General features: G+C 64.3%; 12 protein-coding genes. 9 read left to right on the top strand and 3 right to left on the bottom strand.

The window, feature by feature from the left end; all coding sequences use genetic code 11:
* Positions 1 to 75 precede the first annotated feature (75 nt).
* The 6 genes from Q0743_RS18720 to Q0743_RS18695 all read left to right on the top strand — a co-directional run bounded on the left by Q0743_RS18720 (position 76) and on the right by Q0743_RS18695 (position 7,579).
* A complete protein-coding gene (locus tag Q0743_RS18720) occupies positions 76 to 882 on the top strand; it encodes an enoyl-CoA hydratase-related protein (RefSeq protein WP_298242984.1) in 807 nt (268 codons plus the stop codon).
* A gap of 43 nt (positions 883 to 925) precedes the next feature.
* Positions 926 to 2,797 carry an AMP-binding protein gene (locus Q0743_RS18715; protein ID WP_298242983.1) on the top strand — a complete coding sequence of 624 codons (1,872 nt, stop codon included), beginning with the start codon at positions 926 to 928 and terminating at the stop codon, positions 2,795 to 2,797.
* A gap of 153 nt (positions 2,798 to 2,950) precedes the next feature.
* Positions 2,951 to 4,078 carry an acyl-CoA dehydrogenase family protein gene (locus tag Q0743_RS18710; RefSeq protein WP_298242982.1) on the top strand — a complete coding sequence of 376 codons (1,128 nt, stop codon included), beginning with the start codon at positions 2,951 to 2,953 and terminating at the stop codon, positions 4,076 to 4,078.
* 163 nt (positions 4,079 to 4,241) lie between these two features.
* Complete coding sequence (locus Q0743_RS18705; protein WP_298242981.1) at positions 4,242 to 5,486, top strand: acyl-CoA dehydrogenase; 1,245 nt, start codon at positions 4,242 to 4,244, stop codon at positions 5,484 to 5,486.
* Positions 5,487 to 5,495: 9 nt separating this feature from the next.
* Entirely contained in the window at positions 5,496 to 6,740 is a 1,245-nt protein-coding gene (locus Q0743_RS18700) for an acyl-CoA dehydrogenase (protein ID WP_298242980.1), read from the top strand.
* 140 nt (positions 6,741 to 6,880) lie between these two features.
* On the top strand, positions 6,881 to 7,579 hold the full coding sequence (locus tag Q0743_RS18695; RefSeq protein ID WP_298242979.1) for a nitroreductase: 699 nt from the start codon (positions 6,881 to 6,883) through the stop codon (positions 7,577 to 7,579).
* An 84-nt stretch (positions 7,580 to 7,663) separates the two neighbouring features.
* On the opposite strand, the gene Q0743_RS18690 is transcribed toward Q0743_RS18695, so the two are convergent.
* Positions 7,664 to 8,212 (bottom strand): sigma-70 family RNA polymerase sigma factor, encoded by a 549-nt coding sequence (locus Q0743_RS18690; protein WP_100177624.1) that lies wholly within the window; start codon positions 8,210 to 8,212, stop codon positions 7,664 to 7,666.
* Entirely contained in the window at positions 8,212 to 8,445 is a 234-nt protein-coding gene (locus tag Q0743_RS18685; RefSeq protein ID WP_298242978.1) for a NepR family anti-sigma factor, read from the bottom strand. Before Q0743_RS18685 ends, Q0743_RS18690 begins: the two co-directional genes overlap by 1 nt.
* Before the next feature lie 208 nt (positions 8,446 to 8,653).
* On the opposite strand from Q0743_RS18685, the gene Q0743_RS18680 reads away from it, so the two are divergent.
* Positions 8,654 to 9,460 (top strand): response regulator, encoded by an 807-nt coding sequence (locus tag Q0743_RS18680; protein ID WP_211418652.1) that lies wholly within the window; start codon positions 8,654 to 8,656, stop codon positions 9,458 to 9,460.
* A gap of 73 nt (positions 9,461 to 9,533) precedes the next feature.
* Here Q0743_RS18680 and Q0743_RS18675 read toward each other — a convergent pair whose 3' ends face one another.
* Positions 9,534 to 10,391 carry an energy transducer TonB gene (locus Q0743_RS18675; protein WP_298242977.1) on the bottom strand — a complete coding sequence of 286 codons (858 nt, stop codon included), beginning with the start codon at positions 10,389 to 10,391 and terminating at the stop codon, positions 9,534 to 9,536.
* Between the two features lie 186 nt (positions 10,392 to 10,577).
* Here Q0743_RS18675 and Q0743_RS18670 point away from each other — a divergent pair, with 186 nt between their 5' ends.
* Together Q0743_RS18670 and Q0743_RS18665 are read left to right on the top strand one after the other, a co-directional pair.
* Positions 10,578 to 11,192, top strand: coding sequence for a nuclear transport factor 2 family protein (locus Q0743_RS18670; protein WP_298242976.1), 615 nt, complete (start codon positions 10,578 to 10,580; stop codon positions 11,190 to 11,192).
* A 144-nt stretch (positions 11,193 to 11,336) separates the two neighbouring features.
* Positions 11,337 to 11,522, top strand: a complete 186-nt coding sequence (locus Q0743_RS18665) for a hypothetical protein (RefSeq protein WP_271589449.1) — start codon at positions 11,337 to 11,339, stop codon at positions 11,520 to 11,522.
* Positions 11,523 to 11,958: the final 436 nt, after the last annotated feature.

Below are 11,958 nucleotides of genomic sequence, written 5' to 3'. Positions count from 1 at the left end.
CAATGTAAGACGACTCTCCCCCTCCAGGGGAGGGTGGGAGACGGTCTTCGTGTGGCACCAAAGTACGAGGCCCCCATGTCCCAACCGCTGCTGATCGAGCACGACGACGGCGTCGACCGGGTGACGCTCAATCGTCCCGACAGCCTCAACGCGCTCGATCCCGCGCTGATCGATGCGCTCAACGTTTATTTCCAGGGCCTGCAGCGCAACCGCGACACGCGCGTCGTCGTGCTCAAGGGCGCCGGCAGGAATTTCTGTGCGGGCCTCGACCTCAAGGCGGCGATGGCACGCCGCGCCGGGCAGCAGGAGCCGCCCGGAGTCACGGAGTCGCTGGACTCGCAGCGGCGCATTGCCGACATCGTCATGCTGATGCGGCGCTGCCCGCAGCCGATCCTGGCGCTGGTGCAGGGCGCGGCCGCCGGCGGCGGCTTTGCGCTGGCGCTTGCGTCCGACATCCGCATCGCCACGAGATCGGCGCGGATGAATTGCGCCTTCATCAAGCTCGGTCTCGGTGGCTGCGACATCGGAACCAGTTACTTCCTGCCGCGCCTCGTCGGCGTCTCCGTCGCCTCCGAATTGATCCTCACCGGGCGGTTCATCGGTGCCGAGCGTGCGCTGGCAGTCGGTCTCGTCTCGGAGGTCGTCGACGAGGACAAGCTCGATGACGCGGCCGAGCCCTATGTCGAGGCGATGATGACGGCTTCGCCGGTGGGGCTGCGTCTGTCGAAGGAATGCCTCAACATGAGCGTCGATGCGGGATCGCTCGAAGCTGCAATCGCGATGGAGGACCGCAACCAGGTCCTGTGCAGCCGCTCCGAGGAATTTTCGGAAGGCATCAGGGCCTTCCTTGAGAAGCGAAAGCCTGTCTATATCAAGCGCTGAACGAGAACGATCCGCAAAGGACGATAATTCCGGGAGACGCAAAATGAGTGGAAGCGCGGCGGCCGTGATGACGAAGCCCGCCTTTCGCAAGGTCGAGTGGCTCGCGCGCGACATCGACGTCGAGCGCCGCAACGACGGCACGGTGGTGCTGAAGTCGCGGATTCCGCTGCAGCCTTACGAGACGCACATTCCCGCGTCGCTGGCCAAATGGGCGAAGGACGCACCCGAGCGCATCTGGCTGGCGCAACGCGGCGGTCCGAACCGCGAGTGGCGCAAGGTCTCCTATGCCGAAGCCAAGCGCACCGTCGATGCGCTGACGCAAGGCCTGCTCAATCTCGGACTTGACGGTCGCCCCGTGGCGATCCTCTCGGGCAATTCGATCGAGCATGCGCTGATGACGCAGGCCGCGATGCAGGCGCGTTCGCCCGCGGCGCCGGTGTCGCCGGCCTACTCGCTGATGAGCCACGACCACGTCAAGCTGAAATACCTGTTCGACCTGATCAAGCCTGCTGTCGTGATGGTGCAGGATGGTCCGACCTTCGAGAAGGCGCTGAAGGCGCTGGATCTCTCAGGCGTCACCGTGGTTCACGTCGCGCGGCCTTGCGACGGCATCAGGAGCGTCAGCTTTGCCGATCTTTCGGCAACGCCGGTCACGAAGGCTGTCGAGGAGTCGATTGCGAAGATCGCCCCCGACACGGTCGGCAAGCTGCTGTTCACCTCGGGCTCGACCGGCATGCCCAAGGCCGTCATCAACACGCAGGCGATGATGTGCGCGAATGCCGCGATGATGATGCAGGTTCGGCCGCGCTCGCCCGACGGTCCTGTTGCGACCATGCTGGACTGGATGCCGTGGAATCACACCATGGGGGGAAATGCGGCGTTCCATCCGATCCTGGTCGACGGCGGCACGCTCTACATCGACGACGGCCGGCCGATGCCGGGCCAGTTCGAGGAGACGCTGCGAAACCTGCGCGAGATCTCGCCGACCTATTACGCGAACGTGCCGGCCGGCTATGCCGCGCTCGCCGCCGCCATGGAGAAGGACGACGCGCTCTGCCGCTCCTTCTTCAAGAATCTCTCGATCATGGCCTATGGCGGGGCGCGCCTGCCTGACGATCTCTACGACCGCATGCAGGCCCTGGCGGTGAAGACCACCGGCGAGCGCATCGTGTTCTACACCGGCTGGGGCTCGACCGAGACCGCGCCGACCTCGACCGGCACCTATTGGGACACCGAGCGCGTCGGCCTGATCGGCCTGCCGTTCCCCGGCGTCGAATTGAAGATGGTGCCGTGCGGCTCGAAATACGAGCTGCGCCTGCGCGGCGTCAACGTCACGCCCGGGTATTTCGGCCAGCCTGACCTCACCAAGAAGATGTTCGACGAGGAGGGGTTCTACTGCATCGGTGACGCCGGCATTTTTGTCGACGATGCCGATCCGGTGAAGGGCATCATCTTTGCGGGTCGCGTTGTCGAGGATTTCAAGCTCACCACCGGCACCTTCGTTCATGTGGGCTCGCTCCGCACCGACGCGATCGCGGCCGCAACGCCGGTGGTGCATGACGCGCTGGTCGCGGGTCAGGATCGCGCCTTCATTGGCCTGTTGGCCTGGCCCAATCTGCATGCCTGCCGGCAGCTCGTCGGCAATGCCGATCTCAGCTTCGAGGACGCAGTAAAACATCCCGAAGTGATTGCCTGCTTCAAGCGCGGGCTGGAGGCGCACAACAAAGAATGTGAAGGCGCCAGCAGCCGCATCATCGCGCGCGCGATGCTGATGGTCGAGCCGCCCTCGATCGACGGCAACGAGCTCACCGACAAGGGCTACATCAACCAGCGCGCAGGCCTGGAGCGCCGTGCTGCGCTGGTGGAGCGGCTCTATGCCGACAAGCCGGATCAGGATGTGATCGTGTTGCGATGAAACACCGGTCTCTCAATCTCGTCATTCCGGGGCGCGACGAAGTCGCGAGCCCGGAATCCACAACCACCAGTCGGGGTTATGGATTCCGGGCCTGGCCCTTCGGGCCATCCCGGAATGACGGTTTCAATAACGATGAATAAGAGGTAGCCCGCCATGAACTTCGACTTCTCCGACGACCAGAAGCAGCTCCGCGATCAGGCGCGCAAGTTCCTCGCTGAGAAATGCTCGCCCAAGGCGGTGCGAATCGTGCTCGACGGCAAGGCGCCTTACGCCAAGGAGCTCTGGAAGGGCCTTGCCGAGATGGGCTTCCTCGGCGTTGCGATCCCCGAGGAGTTCGGCGGTGCCGGCGCCGGCCATCTCGAGCTCTGCGTGATCGCCGAAGAGATGGGCCGGGCCAACGCGCCGGTGCCGTTCTCCTCGACCGTCTATCTTGCCGCAGAGGCGCTGCTGATCGCCGGCAGCGAGGCGCAGAAGAAGAAGTGGCTGCCGGCGATTGCTTCCGGTGAAGCGATCGGCACGCTTGCGCTGTTCGAGGGCAAGGGCAATCCGGCGCCGAAGAACGTCAAGTTGACCGCTGCGAACGGCGCGCTCAACGGCGTCAAGAAGCCGGTGGCTGATGGCGCGATCGCCGATTTCGCGGTGGTTGCCGCGCGCACGGGATCGAGCGGTCGCGAGGCCGACATCTCGCTGTTCCTGGTCGATCTCAAGGCTGGCGGCGTCGAGGTCAAGAGCCTCACCAATCTCGATCCGACCCGCGGGCAGGCCGAGATTTCGTTCAAGGACTGCAAGGCCGACCCGCTCGGAGCCGCCGGTGAAGGCTGGAGCATCTTGACCCAGGTGCTCGATCGCGCCGCAGTGTTGTGCGCGTTCGAGCAGGTCGGCGGTTCCGACCGGGCGCTCGAGATGGGCCGCGACTACGCGCTCGACCGCATCGCCTTCGGCCGCCAGATCGGCTCGTTCCAGGCGGTCAAGCACATGCTCGCCGACATGTACGTCTCTGCGACGCTGGCGCGCTCCAACAGCTATTACGGCGCCTGGGCGCTCTCGACCAATGCGGCCGAGCTGCCGGAAGCCGCCGCCGCCGCGCGCATCAGCGCGACGCAGGCGTTCCAGCACTGCGCCAAGAATAATATCCAGGTTCACGGCGGCATGGGCTTCACTTGGGAGTTCGACTGCCACATGTACTACCGCCGCGCCAACGCGATGGCGCTTGGGCTCGGCAGCCTGTCCTACTGGGAGGACCAGCTGATCGACCGCATGCGCAAGAAGAACGCGGCGTGATGATGATCGTGTCCCGGACGCGGCGCGAAGCGTCGCAGAGCCGGGACCCAGGGGCCTCAATGGACCCCGGATCTGCAGCGCATCACCATAGCACGTCGAAGACGTGCGTAAACGCACTGATGGTGCTGCGCAGCGTCCGGGGAACGAACCGAGAGATGAGACCATGAACTTCGACGACACTCCGCAGGAAGCCGAGTTCCGCGCCACCGCCCGCGCCTGGATCGGCGCCAATGCGCCGAAACAATACGAGGACGAGCTGCGCAAATCCTCGCTCGGCCGTACCGCGCTCAAGAACGCCGATATTCTCGCGGTGGCAAAAGCCTGGCAGAAGAAGAAAGCCGATGCCGGCTGGGCCTGCCTGCACTGGCCCAAAGAATATGGCGGGCGCGGCTCGTCGCCGATCGAGCGCGTGATCTGGTCGCAGGAAGAAGGTCCGTTCGGCCAGCTCTCGCGCATGTTCATCATCGGCCACGGCATGTGCGGGCCGACCATGATGGCGTTCGCGCGCGAGGAGCATAAGCGCACCTACCTGCCGCCGCTCGCCTCCGGCGAGAAGGTCTGGTGCCAGCTGTTCTCGGAGCCCGCCGGCGGCTCCGACGTCGCTGGCCTGCGCACCCGCGCGGAAAAGGACGGCGACGACTGGGTCATCAACGGCCAGAAGATCTGGACCTCTGGCGCGCATTATTCCGACTACGGCATCCTGCTCACCCGCACCGATCCAACCGTGCCCAAGCACAAGGGCCTCACCATGTTCTTCCTGGACATGAAGAGCCCGGGCGTCGAAGTGCGGCCGATCAAGCAGGCGAGCGGCGCCTCTGACTTCAACGAGGTCTATTTCACCAATGTCAGGATTCCCGACCATCAGCGCCTCGGCGAGGTCGGTGACGGCTGGAACGTCTCGCTGACCACGCTGATGAACGAGCGCAGCGCGATCGGCGCGGCGGTCTCGACCGGCTTTCCCGAACTGTTCGAATACTGCTCCAGCCTGATGCTCGACGACGGCCCCGCTATCGAGGATCGCGCGGTGCGCTCGAAGCTGGCCAACTGGGCGGTGAAGGCGAGCGGGCTGAAATACACCAGCATGCGCGCGATCTCGGCGCTGTCGAAGGGCGAGCGGCCGGGCCCGGAGAATTCCATCGGCAAGCTGGTGGCGGGCTCGATGATCCAGGACGTCGCGACCTACGCGCTGGACCTGCAGGGCGCGAACGGGGCCGTCAGCGGCGAGGACGGCGAGCTGGCCGGCCGTTTCCAGGCCATGCTGCTGCGCGCGCCGGGCACCCGCGTCGAAGGCGGCACCGACGAGATCATGCGCAACATCATCGCCGAGCGGGTGCTGGGCCTGCCCGGCGACATCCGTGTCGACAAGGACGTGCCGTTCAACAAGATCCCGACGAAGGGAAGAGGGTAGAGGTCCGCCATGAATTTCGACGACACCCCGCAGGAAGCCGCATTCCGCGAGACCGCGCGCAAATGGATCGACGCCAACGCGCCGAAGGAGTTTGAGGAGGAGCTATCAAAATCCTCGCTCGGGCGCATCCGGCTCGCCAAGCATGACATGGTCGAGGTCGGCAAGGCCTGGCAGAAGAAGAAGGCGGAGGGCAACTGGGCCTGCCTGCACTGGCCTAGGGAATATGGCGGCCGCGGCGCGACACCGATCGAGAAGGTGATCTGGCAGCAGGAGGAGGGCGTCTACGGCAAGCTGACGCAGCCGTTCCAGATCGGCGAGGGCATGTGCGGCCCGACCGTGATGGCGTTCGGCAGCGAGGAGCACAAGCGCCGCTATTTGCCGAAGCTCGCCTCCGGCGAAGAGATTTGGTGCCAGCTGTTCTCCGAGCCGGCCGGCGGCTCCGACGTCGCCGGACTGCGCACCCGCGCGGAAAAGCAGGGCGACAACTGGATCATCAACGGCCAGAAGATCTGGACTTCCGGCGCGCACTACTCCGACTACGGGCTCCTGATCACCCGAACCGACCCGAACGTGCCCAAGCACAAGGGGCTCACCATGTTCTTCCTGGACATGAAGAGCAAAGGCGTGGAAGTGCGGCCGATCAAGCAGGCCAACGGCATGCAGGAGTTCAACGAGGTCTATTTCACCGATGTCGTGATTCCCGACGGCCAGCGGCTCGGCGCCGTCGGCGAGGGCTGGAGCGTGTCGCTGACAACGCTGATGAACGAGCGTATGTCGATCGGGGCGCGGCTCGCGACCGGCGTGCCTGAGATGTTCGAGTTCTGCTCGAATCTGATGCTGGAGGATGGGCTTGCGATCGACGACCCCGCCGTGCGCTCGAAGCTGGCGAGCTGGGCCGTGAAGTCGAATGGGCTGAAATTTACCAGCTACCGCACCATCTCGGCGCTGTCGAAGGGCGAGCGGCCGGGCCCGGAGAACTCGATCGGCAAGCTGGTGTCGGGCACGATGCTCCAGGACATCGCGACCTACGCCATGGATCTGCAAGGCGCGGCCGGCCTGCTCACCGGCAATGACGAGGAGACGGTGCAGGGCCAGTTCCAGCAGATGCTGCTGTCCTCTCCCGGGATGCGCATTGCCGGCGGCACCGACGAGATCCTGCGCAACATCATCGCCGAGCGCGTGCTGGGCCTGCCCGGCGACATCCGCGTCGACAAGGACGTGCCGTATAACAAGATCCCGACCAAGGGGCGGTGAACTCACCTCTCGCTGGGTCTCGTAGGGTGGGCAAAGCGAAGCGTGCCCACCATATGCGGATGGCCAGAGGTAAGTCTGTCGGTAGGCACGGCGCGTTGCGCCCTCGCCTACCCTACGAAGAGAAGAGCGCGAGCTGATCCATGGACGCTAAAGTCAACCAGAACGACCGCATCGGTGTGCTCGAAGACCTCCTCAACGAGCGCTATTCCGTCCGCGCCTTCCTGCCTAAGCAGGTCGACCGCGCCACCATCGCGCATGTGCTGACCACCGCGCAGCGCACCGCGTCCTGGTGCAACAGCCAGCCCTGGCAGGTCGTCATTGCCAGCGGCGAGGCCAAAGAGCGCTTTCGCAAGGCGATCTACAAGGAAGCCTCGGGCGGCCTCGGCGACGATTACGATTTCACCCCGCCCCGCGAATATGTCGGCGTTTATCTCGACCGCCGCCGCGAAAGCGGTTTCCAGCTCTACAACACGCTCGGCATCGCCCGCGGTGACAAGATGGCGTATGCCAAGCAGGCGCTGGAGAACTACAATTTCTTCGGCGCGCCGCACGTCGCGATCATCCACACCAACGAACCGCTCGGCATTTACGGTGCGATCGATTGCGGCGCCTATGTCAGCAATTTCATGCTGGCGGCGCAGGCGCTCGGGCTCGGCACGATCCCGCAGGCGGCGCTGGCGCGCCATTCCGGCTTGATCCGCCGCCACTTCAACCTGTCCGACGACCGCCGCGTCGTCTGCGGTATCTCGTTCGGCTATGCCGACCACGCCCACAAGGTCAACAGCTACCGCACCTCGCGCGCGAGCGTGGCTGACACCGTGACCTTCGTGGACGAGTGATCCGGACGAAATCGTTCAGACGCGCGAAGGCGGCCGCGGAAACGACCGCCTTCATCTTTGTCTGAGTCTGCTTAACGCCGGCCGTCAGCCGCCGCTGCCGCCGATCACGGCCCGAACGGTCTCGTCCGGGCCGAAATCCTCGGCGCCATCGACATAGAGCAGCGCAGCCAGCTTGGAGCGGGCGCGGTTGACGCGGCTCTTGATCGTGCCGACGGCGCAGCCGCAGATCGAAGCCGCGTCCTCGTAGGAGAAGCCGGAGGCACCGACCAGGATCAGCGCTTCACGCTGGTCCTGCGGAAGCTTCTCGAGCGCCGTGCGGAATTCCTCGAACTCGAGATGCGCGTTCTGCGAGGGCTGCGTCTTCAGCGTCTTCGCATAATTGCCCTCGGCGTCCTCGACCTCGCGCCGCCGCTTGCGATAGTCGGAGCGGAACAGGTTGCGCAGGATCGTGAACAGCCACGCCGGCAGGTTGGAGCCGGGCTGGAACGAGTCGATGTTGGCGAGTGCGCGCAGCAGTGTCTCCTGCACCAAATCGTCGGCGCGGTCCGCATTGCCGCTGAGCGAGATGGCGAACGCGCGCAAGCTCGGCACGGCCGCCAGGATGTCGTCACGCAGGGAGTCCGTGAGAGGCATTAATCCCTCCCATTGTTGTTGTCGTTGGATCCGCCCTCTTCGCCCAATTGGGGGCTGGCCCCCGGCGCATCAAGCTTCTTGATCAGTTCGGCGAACCGATCGGGAACCCCCTGTCGCACGACATCGTCGTACATGGCGCGCAACTGATGCCCGATCCGGGATTGAATCTCCGGAGTGAGGCCTCCCTTGCCGGGGGTCGTGCTTCTGCTGGCTTGAGACTTGAGATCTTTCATGACCTGTTCCACGTTTCCCCGAGTTAAGTGACTGTAAATTCGAGAAGTTTTCTCAACCGGGAGCCGTTCCCTGGATAGGCACAATTCCAGGTTCGACAAAAAGTTCCCGGGCCGGGGGAACTTTTCTTAGGCTGAGGCGTAATCAGCCCAGCAGGGGAACCCGGGCCCCCCGCATTGCCAGGTTGGCCCGAAGATGAATGGAGTGGGGATGTCCCGTTCACAGCTCGTTGCTGAACACTTGCCGTTGTTGCGCCGGTATGCGCGCGCCCTGACGGGCAGCCAGGCCTCCGGCGACGCCTATGTCGCAGCCATGTTGGAAGCCATGCTGGGAGATCCCAGCGTGCTCGACGAGAGCCATGGGCCGCGCGCCGGCTTATTCCGGCTGTTCACCCAGATCTGGAATTCGGTCTCGGTCAACGATGATTCGGAGGTGACGACCCTGCCGATGCCGCCGGAGCGGCGGCTGTCGAACATCACGCCGCTGCCGCGGCAGGCCTTCCTGCTGCTCTCGCTTGAGGGATTCTCGGAAGAGGAAGTCGGCTACATCCTCGGCACCGACGTCGCCGAAACCCGGCGGCTCGCGGATACCGCCGGACGCGAGATGGCGGCCGAGATCGCCACCGATGTGCTGATCATCGAGGACGAGACCTTCATCGCCATGGACCTCGAGAGCCTGGTGAAGAATCTCGGTCACAACGTCGTCGGCGTCGCGCGCACTCATGCCGATGCCGTGGCGCTGGCCAAGAACAAGCGGCCCGGCCTGATCCTCGCTGACATCCAGCTCGCCGACGGCTCGTCGGGGCTGGACGCCGTCAACGAGCTGCTGCGCACCTTTGAGGTGCCGGTGGTGTTCATCACCGCCTACCCGGAGCGCTTCCTGACCGGCGAGCGCCCCGAGCCGGCGTTCCTGATCTCAAAGCCGTTCCAGCCCGCAATGGTGTCGGCGGTGGCGAGCCAGGCCCTGTTCTTCCAGCGCAACTCGCGCAACCGCACGCCGAAGGCGCCGGCGGCGTAAGGAAGCCTTCATCGGAAAGCAAGACGGCGCGTCGCAAGGCGCGCCGTTTTTTGTTGCCGAGCGATGCTGCGCCTCAGCAGCCGCGGCAGATGCTACGCATCATGGAGTTCAGCTTGGCATCATCTGGCCCCGGGGACTTTGCACTGAGCTTGGCCTGCTCCTCGACCCAGGATTGGAGAAATTTTTCCCGTTCCGGTGACGGCGGAGCTGGCTTCGGCAGAATTCCGTCGAAAGCCATGAGGATGGTTATCCTCTGCAGATCGTCCTTCGCCTCAGCGGGTGGTTTCGGGAAGGGGGCGGACCGCTCGACCATGGCGAGCGCTGCCGCGTCCAGCGGCGCGAAGCCCGTGCTTTCCACCAGGGCGTTTGAAATCAACTTGCCCGAACGGTCGACCACGAATGTGACGCCGGCATCGGCCCTTTGACCTATCGCATTCGAAGGAAATACCCTGTTGCGCCAGACGTGCTCGGAGACCACCTTGCGCCAGGCGGCCATCGCGTCGGACGCCGTGGAGCCGGAAGCCGGCATGCTCAGCACCAGCCCGTCGGTCCGCCCCCGAAATTGTCGGCCGCTGAAGACAATCGGGACCACGAAAGAGAAGGTCTCTTCCTTCAGCTCCGAAGGCGGCTGTGGAAAGGGCTGGGCGCGAGCGACGATGTCCAGCGCGGCGTCGTCGAGCAGTCGCGAGCCAGTGCTCGCAGCCAGTGCCCGCGAGATCAATTTGCCGTACCGATCAATGACGAAGCCAACCCTGGCCTCACCGGTTTGCCCCAGTGCCTGGGCCGGGAATAGCCTGCTCTTGGCGATGTGTGCTGACAGTTGCGCCTTCCACGCCTGGGCACTTTCGCTCTGCGCATCTGTCTGCGCGTGGCAAGGGAAAACAGCCAGCAATCCGAGAAGCGCGGCCGACAAAAGAAATTTCATCTGCATCAATGCGCATACTAATCCCGGTCTGGTTGATTGCAAGGCTCGGTGCTCGCGTCGCGTTTGCTTCGACGTGGGCAATTCGTAGGGCCGTGCAGCATCATCACCCGCTTGACGCCGACCTCATTGCCCCCTTGATATTTCGGGCCGATGACATTCATCGCGGCCCCACACCTCCGGGAGAAACGCATCATGGACCAGCAACTGCTCGACCGCCTCGCCATCCGCGACCTCGTCGAGAACTGGGCGGTGTGGCGCGATGCCGGCGACTGGGAGCGCTTTGCCACGGTCTGGCACGAGGAGGGCTGGATGTCCGCGACCTGGTTTCAAGGGCCGGCGCGGGATTTCATGCGCGTCAGCCAGGAAGGCTTTGCCAGGGGCGTGCGCATCCTGCATTTCCTCGGCGGCACCAGCATCGACCTCGCAGGCGAACGGGCCGTCGCCCAGACCAAGATGACGATCTCGCAGCGCGCCCTGGTGCACGACGTGCTCTGCGACGTCGTCTGCACCGGACGCTTCTACGATTTCCTGGAGAAGCGACAGGACCGATCAGGACTTGGGAAGTGGGGCATCGTCCGCCGCCAGCCGATCTACGAGAAGGACCGGATCGACCCGGTCGATCCCGCAGCAAAGCTTCAGCTCGACCAGAAAGCCCTCGCCGCGCTTCCCGAAGGCTATCGCCATCTCGCCTACATGCAGGAACTGATCGGTTACAAGGTCAAGCGCGACATGCCGGGCCTGGTCGGGCCCGAGGTCGAGACGCTCTATGGCGAAGGGCGGGAGTGGCTCGCGGGGAAGGCGAACTAAGTGCCGGACGATTGGCCACGATCCCCGACGGCCCGATGCGACGCATGCGGGTCAGGAATTTCCTGACATCGGATGGACGTTACCTGACTGACGACAGGACGTCAGGACACGCAAAGTTCAGCCGGAACCGTCGAGGAGGAGATCATGGGGCTCGCGATCGGCTTGGCTATGCTGGTGATTGCCGTGGTGCTGATTTACGTCGGATTGCCTGACCGGCAGGGCGGCAGTCCGCGTTTCCTGCGTTTCGAGGCCGCTTCCATCCTGTATCCGCCCCTGATCCTCGTGTTCATCGCGATCGGTACGGCTCAGGTCGTTTTCTCTCTCGATTGATACGATCGCACGGGGACGAATGGCGAGGTGGCAAGAGGGCGACGGAAATCGCCTGTCGACCGATCCCGTTCCGGTCGAGCACACGTGTCTCACGTGTCTTAGGTAGATTCATTGGCTGGCCCGAGGTCCAGTCAAGGCGGGTGAGGACACGTGCCCAAGCATGCCGTCCATCGACGCGCCCCCTGCAAGAGTGCGTACCGAAGCGTACGTTCCGGGCCGGTATGCACTGACATCTGCGAGGGGCCGTCGTAAGATGTCGTTGCGGCGAAGACAAAAATTCGTGCCGTCAAAATCACTTCCAAAAGAGAGTGCGGCTCCGGCGCTTCTGCCGGAGCCGTTTTCCGTCGAGCCGAAAGGTTCGCCCTCTCGTCTCTTCTTGAATCGAGCCGAGGTCTGTCCCGCAAGAAGCGCAGCGTGCTGATGCCGCACCAGATAA

The sequence above is a fragment of the uncultured Bradyrhizobium sp. genome (assembly GCF_936943645.1).
Taxonomy (GTDB): Bacteria; Pseudomonadota; Alphaproteobacteria; order Rhizobiales; family Xanthobacteraceae; genus Bradyrhizobium.
Note: the sequence above shows the minus strand (reverse complement) of the source record. Positions and strands in the feature narration are given on the sequence as shown.